We start from the raw sequence: 18,882 nt of genomic DNA, 5'->3' as shown, positions 1-18,882 counted from the left end.
CGCCCGGTCGCCCTTGACGGGCGCGAGGCGAACGACACAGACTGGGCGCGTTCCCTATAGCGCACTACGTTGCGGGATGCGCAACAAGGAGTTCCTCGCATGGCCACGGTTCCCAGCAGCGCCCGCGTCGTCGTCATCGGCGCCGGCATCGTCGGCAACAGCCTCGTCCACCACCTGGCCCGGCTCGGCTGGCGCGACATCGTTCAGATCGACAAGGGCCCGCTGCCGAACCCGGGCGGTTCGACCGGGCACGCCTCGAACTTCATCTTCCCGGTCGACCACTCCCGGGAGATCACGGACCTGACCCTTGACTCGATGCGCCAGTACAAGGAGATGGGCGTCTTCACCGAGTCCGGCGGCTTCGAGCTCGCGCGCACGGACGAGCGGATGGAGGAGCTGCGCCGGCGGATGTCCTCGGCGCGGGCCTGGGGGATCGACGCCGAGCTGGTCGACCCGGGGTTCGTGAAGGAGAAGGTGCCCTTCATCGAGACAGACCAGTTCATCGGGGCGTTCTGGACGCCGAGCGTGGGCGTGGTGGACTCGCTGCGCGCCGGCACCATCATGCGCGAGAGCGCGCTCGAGAGCGGGGCGCTGACCGTCCTGCCCACCGTCGAGGTGCTCGGCCTCGACACCGACGAGGACCGCGCCGGTCGCCGGCGGATCACGCGCGTGCGGACGACCGGGGGCGACATCGAGACCGAGGCCGTGGTCATCGCCTGCGGCGTCTGGAGCCCGAAGATCGGCGACATGGCCGGCATCTCGATCCCGCTGACCCCGGCCGTGCACCAGATGATCAGTGTCGGTCCCTGCCCGCAGCTGGCCGGCGGCAGCGGCGAGATCAACCATCCGATCATCCGCGACATGGACACGTTCTGCTACGAGCGTCAGCACGGCGCCGACATGGAGGTCGGCTCCTACGCCCACCGGGCGATCCTGCACGAGCCCGAGGACATCCCCTCGATCGACCAGGCCAAGCTGTCGCCGACGGAGATGCCCTTCACACCGGACGACTTCGACCCACAGCTGGAGCAGGCCTACGAGCTCATGCCCGAGCTGCTCGGCGCCGACGGTGCCGAGATGCGGTACGCGATCAACGGTCTGCTCTCGCTGACCTGCGACGGCAACCCGATCCTGGGCGAGAGCCTGGTGGGCGGACTGTGGACGGCCGCCGCCGTCTGGATCAAGGAAGGGCCGGGCGTCGGGCGCGCGGTGGCGGAGTGGATGACCCACGGCCACTCGGAGATCGACGTCAGCACCAGCGACATCGCGCGCTTCCACCGGCACCAGATGCGGCGCGAGCACACCCGGCTGCGCACGACCGAGGCGTTCATCAAGACCTACGGCATCATCCACCCGTCGGAGCAGTACGAGTCCGACCGCGGTCAGCGGCTGTCCCCGATGCACGAGTCGCAGAAGAAGCTCGGTGCCTTCTTCTACGAGACCGCGGGGTGGGAGCGACCGCACTGGTACGAGTCCAACGCCCCTCTACTCGCGGAGTACGGCGACGCCGTCGTGCCGCGCGAGCACGAGTGGGACTCGCGCTGGTGGAGCCCGATCATCAATGCCGAGCACCTGCGGATGCGCGAGGCGGCAGGGGTGATCGACCTGTCGGCGTTCTGCGTGTTCGACATCGAGGGTCCCGGTGCACTGGAATCGGTGCAGCGCACGTGCGTCGCGCAGTGCGACGTTGCGGTCGGCAAGGTGGTCTACACCCCGGTGCTCGACCCGGCCGGCGGGTTCCGCTCCGACCTGACGGTGATGCGGCTGGGAGAGGAGCACTTCCGGGTGGTCACCGGCGGTGCACACGGCATGGCGGACCGCAAGTGGTTCACCGACCAGCTGGTGGACGACGGTGCCACGACGCTGACCGACCGCACGGACGACCTGAGCACCATCGGGCTGTGGGGCCCACGTGCCCGCGACGTGCTCGCCTCACTCACCTCCGACGACGTCACCGACGCGGGCTTCGGGTTCCTCACCTGCCGGGAGATCCAGGTCAAGGGCACGGCGGTCCTGGCCTCGCGCATCTCCTACGTCGGCGAGCTGGGCTGGGAGCTCTACGTCCCGATGGACTCCGCGGCCGTGGTCTGGGAGACCCTGCTGGAGGCGGGCTCCCGGCACGGTGCCGTCCCTGTCGGCATCGGCGTCTACGGCACCACGGGCCGGATCGAGAAGGGCTACCGCGCGTTCGGCTTCGAGCTCGACGGCGAGCGCAGCATCGTCGAGGCCGGGATGCAGCGGCCCAAGGTGAAGGCGGCGGACTTCGTCGGCAAGGAGGCCTACCTCCGGCAGCGGGAGGCCGCACCACGCTCGGTGCTGTGCACCATGACGGTCGACGACCACACCTCGGCCAGCGGCGTGAAGCGCTACATGCTGGGCGGCGAGCCGATCCTGACCTGCGACGGGCGGCCGCTGACCGACGGGCACGGCCGCCACCCCTACGTCACCAGTGCCGGGTCCGCCCCGTCGCTGGGCAAGCACGTGCTGATGGCCTACCTGCCCCCGGACCAGGCGACGGTCGGCAACCAGCTCGCCGTCTCCTACATGGAGGAGCTGTACCCCGTCACCGTCGGGTCGGTGGACGCGACCGGACTGTTCGACCCGGCCAACGCAAGGATCCGATGAACAACCCACCGCGTCGAGGGGCAACCGCATGAGCACCAACGTCCTGGTCTGCGTGAAGCGAGTCCCGGACTCCACCAGCGAGGTCGTCCTGACCGACGACGGCCAGTCCGTCGACGGTAGGTACGCCGGGTTCACCATGAGCGCGCACGAGGAATGTGCGGTCGAGCTGGCGGCGCAGGTGACCGCCGACGGGGGCGAGGCGACGGTGCTCACCCTGGGCGACGCGGACGCCGTCGAACAGCTCCGCACGTCGCTGGCGGTGGGCTGCACCGCTGCCACGCACCTCCTCGCCGACCCGCAGCGCTTCGGCCCGGCCGACGTGGCCCGCGAGATCGCGGGCGTCGTCCGCGACCACGAGGCCGCGGGACGTCCCCATGACCTGATCCTGCTCGGGAACGACGCGGCCGACAGCGGGGACTTCCAGGTCGGGATCCGGCTCGCCTACGAGCTCGGCCGGCCCGTCGTCAACGGCGTCACCCACGTGTCCGTCGCCGACGGCATCGTGACGGCGCGCGGCGCGGGACCCGAGGGTCACGAGACCTACCGGGTGCCGCTGCCGGCGGTCGTGACCGTGCTCGAGGGCGGTGTGGAGCCGCGTTACCCCTCCGTGCAGGGCCGGATGAAGGCGAAGAAGGTGCAGATCGAGCAGCGCACCCCGGCAACCGACCCGGTCGGGCCGAACCGGGTGCGCCTGCTGCTGCCGCCGCCCGCGCCCAGTGACGTCCAGATCCTCGGGAAGGGCGCCGACGCCGCGCCCGCCGTCGTCGACGTGCTCGAGCGGCTGGGGGTGCTGTCGCGATGATCCTGGTGCTCGTCGAGACGGACGGCTCCGGCGTGATCGAGGTGTCGCGCGAAACCCTCACCTTCGCCCGCTCACTGGCCGAGGCGGACGGCGCCGGTGACCTGGACGCCGTGACCGTCGGCGACCTGACCGACACGGCGCGCGACCAGCTGGCGGCGTACGGCGTGCGCACCGTCTACCGGGTCGCCGGCGAGGCGTTCACGGCGTTCGCCGGGGCCGCTTGGGCGGCCGGTGTGCAGGAGGCCCGCCGCCGCGCCGGCTCGACCCTCGTGGTCGCCGCCGGGACACCGCGCGGCGGCGAGGTCCTCGCGCACGTCGCGGCGCGAGAGGGTGTGTCGATGGCGGCCAACGTGCTGTCGTTCAGCGAGGTCACCCCGCTGGTCGTCACCCGTCAGGTGGTGGGCGGGGCCGCCCTGGAGGAGATGCGCCTGGAGCGGCAGCCGGCCGTGCTGACCGTGGCGGGTCACGCGGTGGAGCCGCGACCCGCGCCCGCCGCCGGGGCGGCGGACGTGGTCGACTGCACCCCCGAGGTCTCCGAGGCGGACCTGGTGGCCCGGGTGGTGTCGACGGACGCGCCCGAGCCGGACCTGTCCGGCGGTCTGCGCTCCGCGCGGGTGGTGGTCGGCGCCGGCCGGGGAGCGGGCGGTGCCGACGGGTTCGGGGACCTGCTCGAGCTGACCGAGCTGCTCGGGGGGGCGCTGGGTGTGTCCCGGGTGGTCACCAGCCTGGGCTGGCGCCCGCATCACGAACAGGTGGGGCAGACCGGCAGCCGGATCGCGCCGGACCTCTACATCCCGTGCGGGATCAGCGGCGCGATCCAGCACTGGGCCGGCTGCTCGTCGGCCAAGAACATCCTGGCCATCAACACCGACGCCGATGCGCCGATGGTCACGAAGGCGACGTACGCCGTGATCGGGGACCTCCACGAGGTGGTCCCGGCGATCAACGCGGAGATTCGTCGCCGCACGGCCGGTTGACGGCACGACACCCATCGACGCGCAGCCCGCATTCTCTCGCGTTTGCGTCAGGAGTAAAGGTCCTTTATTCTAGTTAAGTGTTGACCGAGCGCGAACAGCAGATCGTCGACCTGCTGCGCCGTGACCCCCTGATGGGCTCCGAGGCCCTGGCCGCGGCCCTGGGCACCACGCGGACCTCGGTCAACGTGCACCTGTCCAACCTCGGCAAGAAGGGCGTGATCCTCGGCCGTGGCTACGTGCTGGCCGAGCGGCCCGGCGCCGTGGTGGTCGGCGGCGCCAACATGGATCTCAAGGCCCGCAGCGCGGCCCCGGCGACCAGCCACACCAGCAACCCGGGGCACGGTTCGATGGCTCCGGGAGGGGTGGCCCGCAACATCGCCGAGAACCTCGCCCGGCTCGGGGACCGGGTGCATCTGGTCAGCGTCGTCGGGCGGGACCGGCTGGGAGACAACCTGCTCGACCACACCGCGGCGGCCGGCGTACGCGTGGAGCACGTGGCGCGGACCGACCGGCCGACCGGCACCTATACCGCGGTCCTCGACGCCGATGGCGAGCTCATCGTCGCGATCGCCGACATGGAGGCGACGGCCGAGCTCGGCCCACGACAGCTGCACTCGGCGCGTGACGTGATCGCGACCGCCGGAGTGCTGGTCGTCGACGGCAACCTCAGGCGCGAGGCCCTCGACTACGCGCTCGACCTGGCGGAGGGTGTGCGCACTGTCTTCGAGCCGGTCAGCGTGCCCAAGGCGGCCGGGCTGAAGGACGCTCTCGACGCCAGGGTGTACGCCGTGACCCCCAACCGCGACGAGCTGGCGGCGCTGACCGACCTGCCGACGCGCACCGACCGACAGGTGAGTGCGGCGGCCCGCTCCCTGCACTCCCGAGGCGTCGAGCTGGTCTGGATCCGGCTGGGCGAGCGGGGCTCCGTGCTGAGCACGACCGAGGAGGTCGTCGAGATCCCGGCTCTGCCGACCAGCGTCCAGGACGTCACCGGCGCCGGCGACGCGATGCTGGCCGCCTTCTGCCACGCGCTGCTCGCGGGCGGCTCGCCCGAGGAAGCCGCCCGGTTCGGGCATGCGGCGGCCGCCCTGACCATCGACAGCCCGCACACCGTGCGTCCCGATCTCACCCCGCGGCTGGTCCGGGCCGCACTCGACCAGGAGGACCCGACATGAACACCCCCCACCCCGACCTCGAGCTCACCGACGAGGTGGCGCAGGCGCTCGCGGACGGCGCACCCGTGGTTGCGTTGGAGAGCACCATCATCAGCCACGGCATGCCCTACCCGCAGAACGTCGAGATGGCGACCGAGGTCGAGAGGATCATCCGCGACGGTGGAGCGGTCCCCGCCACCATCGCGGTGCTCGACGGGCGCCCGCGCGTCGGCCTGGACCAGGACGCCCTCGAGCTGCTCGCGACGAGCCCCGACGTCGCCAAGGTCAGCGTCCGCGACCTGCCGTACGTCGTCGCACAGGGCAAGCACGGCGCCACCACGGTCGCCTCGACGATGCGGTTGGCCGCACTGGCCGGCATCTCCGTCTTCGTCACCGGCGGGCTCGGCGGCGTCCATCGGGGCGCGGAACGGACCTACGACGTCAGCGCCGACGTGACCGAGCTGTCCCTGACCGACGTGGCGGTCGTCTCGGCCGGTGTGAAGTCCATCCTCGACATCGGGCTGACGCTGGAGGCCCTCGAGACGCTCGGGGTGCCGGTGGTGGCGAACGGGACCGGCGAGTTCCCGGCGTTCTTCTCCCGCAGCAGCGGTCACGAGGCCCCGATGCGGCTCGACACCCCTGCGGAGTTCGCCGCCCTGATGGCGGCCAAGTGGCGGCTGGGGCTGGCCGGTGGCGTTGCGATCGTCAACCCGATCCCGGTCGAGGACGAGATCCCCGCCGACGAGATCGGCGGCATCATCGAGCAGGCGCTGGCGGAGATGGACGAGAAGGGAATCCACGGCAAGGAGGCCACCCCCTTCCTGCTAGGGCGGATCGTCGAGATCACCCAGGGCGCCAGCCTCACGGCGAACATCGCCCTGGTGAACAACAACGCCCGGCTCGGTGCGCAGGTGGCCCGGGAGTACGCCGCCCTCTGAACCCGTCAGGATCGAGGGATCACGGTGAGCACGCGCTCGGTGTGGATCCGGAACTCCTGCATGAAGTCGCGCAGGAACGATGCCGTGGAGTCGTCCGTCACCTCACCCTGGTCGGTGAAGACGCCCGGCTTGTAGTGGACATAGGCCTCGGGAGCGGTCATCTGGCGTGCGTTGCAGAAGCTGAGCACCGCACGCAGGCTCTGCTGTCCCACCGCGGTCCCGATCGGACCCGGCGATGCACCGATCACGGCGGCGGGCATGTGGTCGAAGGAGTTCTGGCCCCAGGGCCGTGACGCCCAGTCGATGGCGTTCTTCAGGGCCCCCGGGATCGAGCGGTTGTACTCGGGGGTCACGAAGAGCACACCGTCCGACGCCGAGATGGCGTCCTTGAGCTCCATCGCCTCGGGTGGGTAGTCGTTGTCGAAGTCGGGGCTGTACAGCGCCAGGTTCCCGATGGGGATCTCGGTGAACTCGAGGTCCTGAGGCGCCAGTCGGATGAGCGCTCGGCTCAGGACCCGGTTGATGGAGGTCGAGGACAGGCTGCCCACGAAGTAGCCGATCTTGTAGGTCTTCACTCTGCGCTCCCGCGGACTCGGTGCTGCCGTGGCGTGTCGGGGTCCCTGCCTTCCTCAGCGTGGCACCCGGGCGCCGCGTGCGGAAGCCCGCGAACGGCGCCCGCGTCGTTCCGGATCGAGGTCGCCTCGTCGCCGCGGTCGAGGATTCTTTGACGCAGTTTTCACGAAACGTCTCGATACTCCTTCTCGGGGGAGAAGTCGGGGTTACCGGGCGCCGACGTCCTCAGGTCTGCCGGAAGCCCGGGGTGGTCGTGCGTGGTGACCACTCGACTGGAGGGGAGGGGCGGCCGTGCCGCAGGTCGCGCAGTCGTCGCGCTCCCACCTCGTGCTCGCGGACGCCCGCGGAACGCGACTCTCCCGGTACCAGCGGGACTGGACGACCTGGCGACTGGTGGTCGGCAGCCTGCTCGCGCTGTGCCTGATGGTCGGGTTCGGTCTCGTGGTCGGAGCCCGACTGGCCGAACGGCAGGCCCTGGTCGACGCCCGCCGGTTCACCGAGATGCTGGCCGACACGTTCGTCGACCCGGAGATGGCGCGAAAGCTCCTGGAGCATGACCAGGCCGCCCGGAACCAGCTCGACGTGGTCGTGCGCGACCATCTGGTCGGCAACACGGAGGTCCTCCGGATCAAGGTCTGGTCGCCGGCCGGGGAGGTGCTCTACAGCAACGACCTGACCGAGGTCGGCCGGTTCTACCCGCTGTCGGACCACAAGCGGACAGCCCTGACGAGCAACACGGCGGTCGAGGAGGTCAGCGACCTCAGCGACAGCGAGAGCCGGAGCGAGCGACCGTTCGGCTCCCAGCTCATCGAGGTCTACGACCCGGTGCCGAGCCAGGGCGGTGGGCGGATCCTGTTCGAGGCGTACCTCAGCTACGACCGCGTGATCCAGCAGCGCGAGGCCGTGCTCAGCACCCTCGTCGGGCTGGCGCTGGTCGGCTTCGTCGCGCTGGCTGCGGTGCAGCTCGCGATCGGGCTGATGAACATGCGATGGCTCCGGCGACGGCAGCGGCACGTCGACGAGCACGGCCGTGCCTCGGCCGAGAGGGACCGGCGTCTGCTGGCCCGCAACCTGCACGACGGACCGGTGCAGGACCTGGTCGGCACCGCCTACGTCGTGGAAGGCGCCCGGTCAGCGATGCGTGAGGGCAACGTGACGAGGGCAGACGACCTCCTGAGCGCGGCGTCCGCGTCCCTCAGGGAGAGCGTGCAGGGGCTGCGGGCCGGAATCGTGGAGCTGCACCCGCGCTCGATCCACCAGGTGGGGTTCGCCCAGGCGGTCGACGACCTCGCCCAGCCCCTGCGCACCCGCGGCGTGGCCGTCAGCGTCGAGATCCTGCCTTCGCCCGAGCTCGACCGCGACCTCGACGCAGAGATGGTCGAGGTCGCGCACCTCTGCGTCAAGGAGCTGCTGCGCAACGTCATCCGGCACGCCGAGGCAAGCCACGTCGACGTCAGGATCGAACGTGGTGAGGAGTCCCTGACCATCCTGGTGCACGACGACGGGCGCGGGATGGACACGACTGCGCCCGGCTCGGAGCAGGGGCACCTGGGCCTGGAGGCGCTGGCGGACATCGCCACCGGACATCGCGGAGCGGTCGAGGTGTGGACCGCGCCCGGTGCCGGCACCGAGGTACGGGTGGAGCTGGCGTTGTGACCACCACCCAGTCCGAGGCCTCCACACGCGTCCTCCTCGTCGACGACCACCCCACGGTGCTCCTGGGCCTTCGGTCCCTGCTGTCGGCGGCCGCCAACGTCGACGTGATCGACGCCGTCACCAGCGGGGACGAGTGCCTGCGCGTCCTCCAGCAGCACGCCCCCGACGTGGTCGTGCTCGACCTGGGGATGCCCGGCCCCGGGGGGCTGGAGACCCTGCGGCTGATCCTCGAGGCGGCGCCGAGGACCGCGGTACTCGTGCTCACGGCGAGCACGGACGTCCGCGACGTCACCGAGGCGATCGCCCTCGGCGCGTCCGGGTACCTGCTGAAGGACACCGACGCGGACCACCTGGTCGCGGCCGTCCGCGCGGCCAGCCGAGGGGAGGCGCCGCTGGACCCGCGGATCGCTCGGTACCTGATTCGCAGCCCCGAGTCCGCGCCGCCCAAGGTCGTCCTCACCCGACGGGAGCACGACGTGATGATGCTGCTCCGGGAGGGCCTCAGCAACAGGCTCATCGCCGAGCGGCTCGGGATCCAGGAGAAGACGGTCAAGGCGTACCTCAGCAACCTCTACGCCAACATCGGCGTCTCGGAGCGGACCAGTGCCGCCATCTGGGCCAGCCAGAACCTCGACGACGTCGTCGTACGCCGATAGCCGCAGCGGGCGGGCGCGGCCGTTGCGGCGGGGACGTCTACCTGACCGGCGTGGGCCGCCGCGCACGGTCCCGCTGCCCGAACCACCACGCTGCCAGCGCACCGCCGAGTGCGCCGAACAGGTGGCCCTGCCAGGACACCCCGGGAGTCCCGGGAAGCACGCCCACGAGCAGCCCGCCGTACAGGAACAGCAGTGCGACCCCGACCAGGATCTGCCCGACCGACCTGGAGAACAGCCCGCGAAGCAGCAGGTACGCGAGCCAGCCGAACGCCAGGACGGAGGCGCCGATGTGAACGGTGTTCTCGGGGCCGGTGAGCCAGACGCCCAAGCCGCCGACCACCCACACGACCACGGTCACCGCGAACCAGCGGGACAGTCCACTGAGCAGGATCAGGAAGCCGAGCACCAGCACCGGGACGGTGTTGGCGGCCAGGTGTGCCCAGCCTCCGTGCAGCAGCGGAGCGAAGAGGATCCCGTCGAGCCCGTCGGTCTCCCGGGGCTGGACCCCGGCGGTGTCGAGCCGGTTGCCGGTCACGGTGTCGGCCAGCTCCACGACGTACAGGAGCCCGACGAATACCGCGATGACCAGCACGGCGTCCCACACACGTGAGCCCGTCGGTCGCGAATCCGCGAAGTTGGTCACTCTCACACGGTAGTGGCGCTCGCCCAACCGAATGTCCCGGAACGACTGTCGGCGGAACCAGCTCAGCAGGAACGTCCGAGAGGCTGCCGGGATCTTTACTCGTTCAAGAGAGTGCACCATACTGCGGAGCGTGCCCACGGACTCCGAACTCGAAGGCATGCTGCGGGGAGCGGCGCTGCGGGTCACGCGTCCCCGGGTCGCGGTCCTTTCGGCCGTGCGCGACCAGCCGCATGCCGACACGGACACGATCATCGGCCTCGTGCGCGCCGATCTCGGCGAGGTCTCCCACCAGGCTGTGTACGACGTGCTGCGTGTGCTGACCGACGTCGGTCTGCTCAGGCGCATCCAGCCACCCGGCTCGGTGGCTCGATACGAGGCCCGGGTCGGGGACAACCACCACCACGTGGTGTGCCGGACCTGCGGGGCCATCGCCGACGTGGACTGCGCGGTCGGCGCCGCACCGTGCCTGACCGCGTCGGACGACCACGGCTACCGGATCGACGAGGCGGAGGTCGTCTACCGGGGCCGATGTCCCACGTGTGTGGCGGCATCGACGTGAACGGCAAAGCCATCCGAACATCAGCGACGAAGGAGAGCGACCGACGTGACTGAGCACGGCAGCGAGAGCGAGAACCCGGCGATCCCCACCCCGACTCCCGCCGCGAGTCGTCCGCACACCAACCAGGACTGGTGGCCCAACCAGCTGAACCTGCAGGTGCTCCACCAGCACTCGGAGCGGTCCAACCCGATGGGGACGGACTACCGATATGCCGAGCAGTTCGAGCAGCTCGACGTCGAGGCGCTCAAGCAGGACGTCTTCGAGCTGATGACGACGTCGCAGGACTGGTGGCCGGCCGACTACGGGCACTACGGACCGCTGTTCATCCGGATGAGCTGGCACTCCGCCGGGACCTACCGCATCGAGGACGGCCGCGGCGGCGGAGCCGACGGCTCCCAGCGGTTCGCACCCCTGAACAGCTGGCCGGACAACGCGAACCTCGACAAGGCCCGGCGGCTGTTGTGGCCGGTCAAGCAGAAGTACGGCCAGAAGATCTCCTGGGCCGACCTCCTGGTGTTCGCCGGCAACTGCGCCCTCGAGTCCATGGGTTTCAAGACCTTCGGGTTCGGCTTCGGACGCGAGGACATCTGGGAGCCGGAGGAGATCTTCTGGGGTCCCGAGGACGCCTGGCTCGGGGACGAGCGCTACAGCGGCGACCGCGAGCTCTCCGGTCCGCTGGGCGCCGTCCAGATGGGTCTGATCTACGTCAACCCGGAGGGTCCCAACGGCAACCCGGACCCGGTGGCAGCCGCCCGCGACATCCGCGAGACGTTCCGTCGGATGGCGATGAACGACGAGGAGACGGTGGCGCTCATCGCCGGCGGGCACACGTTCGGCAAGACCCACGGAGCGGTCTCGCCCGAGTACGTCGGACCCGAGCCGGAGGCCGCCCCGCTGGAGGAGCAGGGCCTCGGCTGGAAGAACTCCTACGGCAGCGGCAAGGGCAAGGACACGATCACCAGCGGTCTCGAAGGCGCCTGGACCCCGACGCCGACTACCTGGGACAACAGCTTCTTCGAGACGCTCTTCGGCTTCGAGTGGGAGCTCGCCGAGAGCCCCGCCGGCGCTAAGCAGTGGAAGCCGAAGGACGGCGCCGCAGCCGACGCCGTGCCCGACGCGCACGACCCGTCGGTCCGGCACGCCCCGATGATGGCCACCACCGACCTCGCGCTGCGCCAAGACCCGGCGTACGAGAAGATCTCGCGCCGCTTCATGGAGAACCCCGACGAGCTCGCGGACGCGTTCGCCAAGGCCTGGTACAAGCTGCTGCACCGCGACATGGGCCCCGTCTCTCGCTTCCTCGGCCCGTGGGTGCCCGAGGCGCAGCTCTGGCAGGACCCCGTCCCGGCGGTGGACCACGACCTCGTCGGAGACGAGGAGATCGCCACCCTGAAGGGGAAGATTCTCGACTCCGGGCTGTCCGTCTCCCAGCTCGTCAGCACTGCGTGGGCGTCGGCTGCCTCCTTCCGCGGCACCGACAAGCGCGGCGGGGCCAACGGCGCCCGCATCCGCCTCGAGCCGCAGCGGAGCTGGGAGGTCAACCAGCCGTCCGAGCTCGCGGAGGTGCTGGAGACCCTCGAGCGGGTGCAGCAGGAGTTCAACGACGCGCAGCAAGGTGACAAGCGGATCTCGCTCGCCGACCTGATCGTCCTCGGCGGCTGCGCGGCCGTCGAGCGGGCCGCGAAGAACGCCGGCCACGACGTCACTGTCCCGTTCGCACCGGGACGGACCGACGCCACCCAGGAGCAGACGGATGTCGACTCCTTCTCGGTGCTCGAGCCGAGGGCGGACGGCTTCCGCAACTACCTCAGGGCGGGCGAGAAGATGTCGCCCGAGATGTTGCTGCTGGACCGGGCGAACCTGCTGACCCTGACCGCTCCCGAGATGTCGGTGCTGGTCGGCGGGCTCCGCGCCCTGGGCGCCAACACCGGGCAGACCCGGCACGGCGTCTTCTCCGACCGGCGCGAGACCCTGAGCAACGACTTCTTCGCCGGCCTGCTCGACCTGGGCACGGAGTGGAAGGCGTCCACGTCCACGGAGAACGTCTACGAGGGCCGCGACCGCACCACCGGTGAGGTCAGGTGGACCGCCACGGCTGTCGACCTCGTCTTCGGTGCCAACTCGCAGCTGCGGGCCATCGCCGAGGTCTACGGGGCGGACGACGCGGACGAGAAGTTCGTCCGTGACTTCGTGGCCGCGTGGGACAAGGTCATGAACCTGGACCGGTTCGAGCTGCGCTGACCGCCGCCGCCTGGTCGGTCGCGCGTCGGCTCCAGGTTCGGCGGATGGAGTGACGGATGCGGCCGGTCCCGGTGCTGACCGGGGCCGGCCGCTCGCTGTGTGCGGATCGTCGAGCGGAGCCCGGGTCCGAAGGCGGAATCGTGCTGTGAGGCTCGAACGGTTATCATCGAGCCTGCACTGACTTGTCGGCCCTGCTTTCTTCTCGAAGGTCTCTTCCCGCCGGGCCGGCAGCCTCCGGCCGACGCCGGATCGCTCCGTCAGAGCCATGCGGTGGGGACGAGCGTCAATCGGCCGTGAGGGATCGACCAGCTCAGGTCGCAGCCGAGCCGCTCGCAGCGACATGGTGGACGGGGCGTAGTGAGGGGCCGGGCGTTCGCGTCCGGCGACACGTGAACGCAGAAGGAGACTCGGTTGGCACAGCGCCGACGGCGGTCCCGGGACACCCGGGCGGCCCAGCCCGCGCAACGCCGCGCGCGTGACAACGACGGCATCCTGCCGGTCCTGGCCAAGGCGGTCCGCGAGATCGAGACCCGTCTCCAGCGCGGGCACGTCGAGCGAACCAGATTCCACGTGGTTGCGCTGCTGGTGCGCGAGGAGCGCGCTCGCGTGAAGGCGGACGCGACCCTCACCGACGCCAAGCGCGAGGCGCAGCTCAAGAGGCTCGACGGCATCGCGACGATCCTCGCGCAGACCGCAGCCCGCGAGCCCTCCTTGTTCAACCTCCTCGGCGAGGGTGTCGAGGTCAGCGACTCGGCCCGTCGGCTCAAGCGCGAGATGCAGGTCGCCGGCGGCCTGGAGCCGGACCCGGTGGCCGAACCGGCTCGGCCGGCGGCCACCCTCGCGCCCAGCGACCGCCAGGTGGTCCCACAGTCCGTGATCGCCGCCCAGCTGGCCAACCCCTTCCTCGCCCCCGACTTCTCCGCCGCGCCGCAGCGGCGCCCGCAGGCGGGACGGCTGACCGGGTGGGAGCTGATCGAGCCGCTGCTGCGCTCGTTCGAGGACGCCGCCGGCGGCCCGTCCTGCATGGATCTGCCCGAGTCGGGGCCGCCCGTGCGGCTGCCGGCCGGTCTCGAGCTGATGCCGCACCAGGCCCGCCTGCTCGCCGCGGCGGGCACCGGGCACCGGACCTTCCTGCTCGCGGACGAGCCCGGTCTGGGCAAGACCGCGCAGGCCCTGCTGGCCGCGCAGGCGGCGAACGCCTATCCGCTGCTGTGTGTGGTGCCGAGCGTGGTCAAGACGAACTGGGCCAGAGAAGCCGCTCAGTGGACCCCTTCGCGCAGCGTCACGGTGATCCACGGCAGCGGTGAGTCGATCGACGGGTTCGCCGACATCGTCGTGGTCAACTACGAGGTCCTGGACCGCCACGTCGGATGGATCGGCATGCACGGCTTCCGGGGGATGATCGTCGACGAGGCGCACTTCATCAAGAACAAGAAGTCCCAGCGCTCCCAGCACGTCCTCGAGGTGGCCGACCGGATCCGGCAACGGGTCGCGCGTCCGCTGATGATGGCGCTCACCGGCACCCCGCTGATCAACGACATCGAGGACTTCCGCGCCATCTGGCAGTTCCTCGGCTGGATCGACGCGACGAAGCCCGGGCCGTCTCTGATGGCCGAGCTCGAGGACACCGGTCTCACCCCGCTCGACCGCGGGTTCCTCCCGGCGGCGCGCCAGGCGGTCATCGACCTCGGCATCGTCCGGCGGCGCAAGCACGACGTGGCCAGCGAGATCCCGGCCCGGCGGATCGCCGACCTTCCCGTCGAGCTCGACTCCGCCGCCGCGCGCTCGATCCGGGAGGCCGAGCGCGAGCTCGCGCTCCGGCTGCTCCAGCGGTACGACGCGGCCGTCGCCGCGCGCGCGGAACGGTCCGGCACCACTGTCGAGGGCATCGACGAGGAGCTGGTGCGGCGGGTGGCGGGCTGGGAGCTCTCGGACGCCGCCAAGTCGTCGTCCACCGAGAACGTGTTCGCCATGGTCCGACGCATCGGCCGGGCGAAGGCGACGCTGGCCGCCGACTACGCCGCCCAGCTGGCGCGGAGCGCCGGGAAGATCGTGTTCTTCGCCAAGCACATCGAGGTGATGGACGCGGCCTCGGAGCTGTTCGAGTCGCGCGGGATCCGCTACGCATCGGTGCGTGGCGACCAGACCCCCTCGGTGCGGCAGCGCAACATCGACTCGTTCGTCAACGACCCCGACGTGGCGGTCGTGGTCTGCTCCCTGACCGCCGCCGGCGTCGGGCTGAACCTCCAGGTCTCCAGCAACGTGGTGCTCGCGGAGCTCTCGTGGACGCACGCGGAGCAGACCCAGGCGATCGACCGGGTCCACCGGATCGGCCAGGCCGACCCCGTGACCGCCTGGCGGATCATCGCCGCCCAGACGATCGACGCCAAGATCGCGGAGCTCATCGACGCCAAGGCGTCGCTGGCCGCCACCGCGCTCGACGGCTCCGGCGAGGAGGTCGGGGCCACCGCCGACATCCAGCTCGAGGCGCTGGTCTCGATGCTCACCGAGGCCCTGACCGCGCGACAGGACTGACCGGAAACTCCTTCGGACCCGATGTCGATCCTGGGCTTCACCGTTCGACCTACGGGTGAGAGGGTCCGAACGGGACCCGGAAACACCAGGAGCGAACCGTGAAGTACATGCTGATCATGCGCGCGACCGACGAGGCCGTGGAGTCCTTCCAGGACGTCGACTTCGAGAAGATCATGGAGGAGATGGGCCGCTACAACGAGGCGATGATCTCCGCGGGGGTGCTGGTGGCGGCGGAGGGTCTCGACGACGCCGCTCAGGGCGTGGTCGTGGACTTCTCCGCGGAGCCCCCGGTCGTCACGGACGGGCCGTACGGCGAGGCCAAGGAGCTGTTCGGCGGCTTCTGGATCCTCGACGTCGCGTCCAAGGAGGAGGCGGTCGAGTGGGCCAAGCGGGCACCCATGACCGGCCCCGGGCTGAAGACCGAGATCCGCCGGGTGACCCGCATCGACGAGTTCCCGCAGGACAACGAGTGGATCCAGAAGGAGCGGGCTTGGCGCGAGGCAACCGGGCAGCTGTGAGCCCGGCCGGCTCCGGACGTCAGGCCGTCGAGGCGGTCTGGCGGATCGAGTCCGCACGGATCGTCGGCACCCTGGCCCGCTACACCGGCGACTTCGCCCTGGCCGAGGACCTCGCCCAGGAGGCTCTCGCGGAAGCACTGGTCACCTGGCCGCGGGACGGCGTACCGAGCCATCCGGCCGGCTGGCTGCTCACCGTCGGGCGTCGCCGAGCCATCGACACCTTCCGCCGGCGCTCCGCCCTCGACGAGAGGTACGCCGCCCTCGCCCGCGATCTGGGTGAGGGCGGCGCCGTCTCGGGCGCGACGGGCGCCGGGGCGACGCCGGAACCCGACGACGTGCTGTGGGACCCGGACCGGATCGACGACGACGTGCTGGCACTGATGTTCATCGCCTGTCACCCGGTCGTCTCGCGTGAGGCCAGGGTGGCACTCACGCTCCGCGTCCTGGTCGGCCTGAGCAGCGACGAGATCGCCCGGGCGTTCCTGGTGCCGACCGCGACCGTGCAGGCCAGGATCAGCCGGGCCAAGAAGACGCTCGCGGCCGCGCAGGTGCCGTTCGCCGTGCCCTCACCGGAGGAGCGCCAGCAACGCCTGGGATCGGTGCTGAGCGTGATCTACCTCGTGTTCACCGAGGGATCGACCGCCACGTCCGGCGCCGAGTGGATCCGGTCGGACCTGGCTGGCGAGGCGGTGCGGCTGGCTCGTGTGCTCGCTCGGCTGGTGCCGGACGAGCCCGAGGTGCTCGGGTTGCTCGCGCTGCTCGAGCTCACGTCGGCCCGGTTCCCGGCGCGGGTGGGTGAGCGCGGTGAGCCAGTCCTGCTGGAGCAGCAGGACCGCCGTCGCTGGGACGGGTCCGCGATCCGGCGCGGCCGCGCGGCGCTCGCACGAGCGGGCAGGGCCGGCCGCGGCCTCGGCGCGTACGGCGTACAGGCGGCGATCGCCGAGTGTCACGCCGTCGCCCCCTCCGTCGACGAGACGGACTGGGAGCGGATCGTGCTGCTGTACGAGGCACTCGGCCGGCTGGCGCCGTCGCCGGTCGTGGAGCTGAACCGCGCGGTCGCGATCTCCGTGGCGCAGGGGCCGGCGGCCGCCCTGCCCATTGTCGACGACCTGGTGGCGGCGGGCAGCCTCCCCGGCTCGCACCTGCTGCCCAGCGTCCGCGGCGAGCTGCTCACCCGCCTCGGACGCACGGACGAGGCCAGGCGGGAGCTCGAGCTCGCGGTCCGCCTGTGTGGCAACGAGCGAGAACGAGACCTGCTTCGCGACAAGCTGTCGGCCCTGGACCAGAACACGGAGAGCTCGCGCAGGCACCGGTGACGCGGCGTCGGGTGCTCGGAGTCGCCGCCCAGGTGGTCACTCCGCTGAGAGGTCACCCGCAGCGTCGTCGCCCTGCTCGCCGCTCTCAGCGGTCTCGGGCGGACCTTCGGTCCGGGTCTCCTCCTCGGGGAGCGCGGACATGATCGCGACGATCTCCTCGCGGTCCCGCGCCGACGGGAACCCCCACCCCGGCTCGTATCCGTAGACCTGGTCGAGCAGCTGTCCGGCACCCTGGGCCTCGAGGATCTCCACGGCATCGGGCCCGATGAGAGCGGGGTGCTCGACGCCGCAGGTCTCGGAGACCTTCAGCAGGTCGCGCCGCAACGTCTTGACGTAGTTGGTGACCCGCTCGGCCTTCGACGCCGGATCCAGGCCGTGCGCCAGCCAGGGGTTCTGGGTGGCGACCCCGGTGGGACACTCGCCGGTGTGGCACTTCTGGGCCTGGATGCAGCCGACCGCCAGCATGGCCTCGCGTGCCACGCTGACCATGTCGGCCCCTAGTGCGAACGCGACGACCGCGTTGTCGGGCAGCCCGAGCTTGCCGGCGCCGATGAAGGTGACGTTCTCGTGGATGCCGCGACGGGCGAACTCGGCGTAGACGCGGGAGAACCCGAGCCGGAAGGGGAGCGAGACGGCATCGGTGAAGATCAGTGGCGAGGCGCCCGTGCCACCCTCGCCGCCGTCGATGGAGATGAAGTCGACGCCACGGGCCCCGCCTGACATCGCCTCGGCGAGGTCGCGCCAGAAGCCCAGGTCGCCGACCGCCGACTTGATCCCCACGGGCAGGCCCGTCTCGTCGGCGAGCAGCTCCACGAAGTCGAGCATCGAGTCGACGTCCCCGAACTCCGAGTGCCGTGACGGGCTCAGGCAGTCCACCCCCTCGGGAACGCCGCGCGTGCGGGCGATCTCCGCCGACACCTTCGCGGCGGGCAGCACGCCACCCAGGCCGGGCTTGGCCCCCTGGCTGAGCTTGATCTCCAGGGCCCGGATCGGGGTGCTGTCGACCAGCTCCTTGAGCCGCGGGAGGCTGAACCGGCCCTCGTCGTCGCGGCAGCCGAAGTATGCCGTGCCGATCTGGAAGATGAGGTCCGCGCCGTTGCGGTGGTAGCGGGAGACCGCGCCCTCGCCGGTGTTGTGCAGGCAGCCCGCGGCGGCCGCGCCCCGGTTGATCGCCTCGATGGCGTTGCCGGAGAGCGACCCGTAGCTCATGCCCGAGACGTTGACCACCGACTCAGGGCGGAAGGCATGACGCCGTCCTCGCGGGCCGCCCAGCACCTTGGCGGAGGGAAGCCGCGCATCCTGCCCGACCGCGCCGTGCGTGGGGTAGGCGCGGCCGAACGTGCGGTGATGGACGATCACGTTGCCGTCGGTGTGCTCGAAGTCGTTGTCCGAGCCGAACCCGAAGTAGTTGTTCTGCAGCTTGGCCGAGGCATAGACCCAGCGCCGCTGATCCCGGCTGAACGGTCGCTCCTCGTCGTTTCCGGCCACGATGTACTGGCGGAGCTCCGGGCCCACCGACTCCAGCAGGAACCGCGCATGGCCCAGCACGGGGAAGTTGCGCAGGATCGCGTGTCGTCGCTGCACGAGGTCGTGGGTGGCGACCGCGGCGAGCACTGCTGCCGCGGGGGCGGCCGTCCAGAGCTTTCTCATGGTCCTCGGGTACCCGGAACGAGCCGATGCAAAGCCCGC

At 70.9% G+C, this 18,882-nt stretch carries 15 protein-coding genes; 12 read left to right on the top strand and 3 right to left on the bottom strand.

Annotated features, from left to right (window positions below; all coding sequences use genetic code 11):
* The first annotated feature begins 99 nt into the window (after positions 1-99).
* The 5 genes from VFH10_RS12760 (at position 100) to VFH10_RS12740 (ending at position 6,496) form a co-directional block, all read left to right on the top strand.
* Positions 100-2,625, top strand: a complete 2,526-nt coding sequence (locus VFH10_RS12760) for an FAD-dependent oxidoreductase (protein ID WP_325129092.1) — start codon at positions 100-102, stop codon at positions 2,623-2,625.
* 28 nt (positions 2,626-2,653) lie between these two features.
* Positions 2,654-3,427 (top strand): hypothetical protein, encoded by a 774-nt coding sequence (locus VFH10_RS12755; protein WP_325129090.1) that lies wholly within the window; start codon positions 2,654-2,656, stop codon positions 3,425-3,427.
* Positions 3,424-4,404 (top strand): electron transfer flavoprotein subunit alpha/FixB family protein, encoded by a 981-nt coding sequence (locus tag VFH10_RS12750; RefSeq protein ID WP_325129088.1) that lies wholly within the window; start codon positions 3,424-3,426, stop codon positions 4,402-4,404. Before VFH10_RS12755 ends, VFH10_RS12750 begins: the two co-directional genes overlap by 4 nt.
* A gap of 80 nt (positions 4,405-4,484) precedes the next feature.
* Complete coding sequence (locus VFH10_RS12745; RefSeq protein WP_325129085.1) at positions 4,485-5,579, top strand: carbohydrate kinase; 1,095 nt, start codon at positions 4,485-4,487, stop codon at positions 5,577-5,579.
* Entirely contained in the window at positions 5,576-6,496 is a 921-nt protein-coding gene (locus VFH10_RS12740) for a pseudouridine-5'-phosphate glycosidase (RefSeq protein ID WP_325129083.1), read from the top strand. The genes VFH10_RS12745 and VFH10_RS12740 overlap by 4 nt, the downstream gene beginning before the upstream one ends.
* 5 nt (positions 6,497-6,501) lie before the next feature.
* Here the strand turns inward: VFH10_RS12740 and VFH10_RS12735 are convergent, their stop codons facing one another.
* Positions 6,502-7,071 carry an NADPH-dependent FMN reductase gene (locus VFH10_RS12735; protein WP_325129081.1) on the bottom strand — a complete coding sequence of 190 codons (570 nt, stop codon included), beginning with the start codon at positions 7,069-7,071 and terminating at the stop codon, positions 6,502-6,504.
* Between the two features lie 289 nt (positions 7,072-7,360).
* Between VFH10_RS12735 and VFH10_RS12730 the strand changes: the two genes are divergently transcribed.
* Both VFH10_RS12730 and VFH10_RS12725 read left to right on the top strand, forming a co-directional pair.
* Positions 7,361-8,725, top strand: coding sequence for a sensor histidine kinase (locus VFH10_RS12730; RefSeq protein WP_325129079.1), 1,365 nt, complete (start codon positions 7,361-7,363; stop codon positions 8,723-8,725).
* On the top strand, positions 8,722-9,381 hold the full coding sequence (locus tag VFH10_RS12725; protein WP_325129077.1) for a response regulator transcription factor: 660 nt from the start codon (positions 8,722-8,724) through the stop codon (positions 9,379-9,381). The genes VFH10_RS12730 and VFH10_RS12725 overlap by 4 nt, the downstream gene beginning before the upstream one ends.
* Positions 9,382-9,418: 37 nt before the next feature.
* Here VFH10_RS12725 and VFH10_RS12720 read toward each other — a convergent pair whose 3' ends face one another.
* The gene (locus VFH10_RS12720) at positions 9,419-10,024 is read right to left on the bottom strand and encodes a rhomboid family intramembrane serine protease (RefSeq protein WP_325129075.1); all 606 of its coding nucleotides are present in this window, start codon (positions 10,022-10,024) and stop codon (positions 9,419-9,421) included.
* A 157-nt stretch (positions 10,025-10,181) separates the two neighbouring features.
* Between VFH10_RS12720 and VFH10_RS12715 the strand changes: the two genes are divergently transcribed.
* The 5 genes from VFH10_RS12715 (at position 10,182) to VFH10_RS12695 (ending at position 17,193) form a co-directional block, all read left to right on the top strand.
* Positions 10,182-10,583 (top strand): Fur family transcriptional regulator, encoded by a 402-nt coding sequence (locus VFH10_RS12715; RefSeq protein ID WP_325129095.1) that lies wholly within the window; start codon positions 10,182-10,184, stop codon positions 10,581-10,583.
* Positions 10,584-10,628: 45 nt separating this feature from the next.
* A complete protein-coding gene (gene katG, locus VFH10_RS12710; protein WP_325129073.1) occupies positions 10,629-12,824 on the top strand; it encodes a catalase/peroxidase HPI in 2,196 nt (731 codons plus the stop codon).
* A gap of 411 nt (positions 12,825-13,235) precedes the next feature.
* Positions 13,236-15,359: a DEAD/DEAH box helicase gene (locus VFH10_RS12705; protein WP_325129071.1), complete on the top strand. Its 2,124-nt coding sequence runs from the start codon at positions 13,236-13,238 to the stop codon at positions 15,357-15,359.
* Between the two features lie 107 nt (positions 15,360-15,466).
* A complete protein-coding gene (locus VFH10_RS12700; protein WP_325129093.1) occupies positions 15,467-15,877 on the top strand; it encodes a YciI family protein in 411 nt (136 codons plus the stop codon).
* A complete protein-coding gene (locus VFH10_RS12695; RefSeq protein ID WP_325129069.1) occupies positions 15,850-17,193 on the top strand; it encodes an RNA polymerase sigma factor in 1,344 nt (447 codons plus the stop codon). The genes VFH10_RS12700 and VFH10_RS12695 overlap by 28 nt, the downstream gene beginning before the upstream one ends.
* Before the next feature lie 36 nt (positions 17,194-17,229).
* Here VFH10_RS12695 and VFH10_RS12690 read toward each other — a convergent pair whose 3' ends face one another.
* A complete protein-coding gene (locus VFH10_RS12690) occupies positions 17,230-18,843 on the bottom strand; it encodes an FMN-binding glutamate synthase family protein (protein ID WP_325129067.1) in 1,614 nt (537 codons plus the stop codon).
* Between the last annotated feature and the right edge of the window lie 39 nt (positions 18,844-18,882).

It is taken from the genome of Nocardioides sp., assembly GCF_035697785.1.
Taxonomy (GTDB): Bacteria; Actinomycetota; Actinomycetes; order Propionibacteriales; family Nocardioidaceae; genus Nocardioides_B.
This window is presented reverse-complemented; position numbering and strand designations above follow the sequence as displayed.

Bases quoted from the DNA above. Each gene is read 5' to 3' on its own strand.
- VFH10_RS12760 (WP_325129092.1), top strand. From the start codon at position 100: ATGGCCACGGTTCCCAGCAGCGCCCGCGTCGTCGTCATCGGCGCCGGC.
- VFH10_RS12755 (WP_325129090.1), top strand. From the start codon at position 2,654: ATGAGCACCAACGTCCTGGTCTGCGTGAAGCGAGTCCCGGACTCCACC.
- VFH10_RS12750 (WP_325129088.1), top strand. From the start codon at position 3,424: ATGATCCTGGTGCTCGTCGAGACGGACGGCTCCGGCGTGATCGAGGTG.
- VFH10_RS12740 (WP_325129083.1), top strand. From the start codon at position 5,576: ATGAACACCCCCCACCCCGACCTCGAGCTCACCGACGAGGTGGCGCAG.
- VFH10_RS12715 (WP_325129095.1), top strand. From the start codon at position 10,182: ATGCTGCGGGGAGCGGCGCTGCGGGTCACGCGTCCCCGGGTCGCGGTC.
- VFH10_RS12700 (WP_325129093.1), top strand. From the start codon at position 15,467: ATGCTGATCATGCGCGCGACCGACGAGGCCGTGGAGTCCTTCCAGGAC.
- VFH10_RS12690 (WP_325129067.1), bottom strand. From the start codon at position 18,843: ATGAGAAAGCTCTGGACGGCCGCCCCCGCGGCAGCAGTGCTCGCCGCG.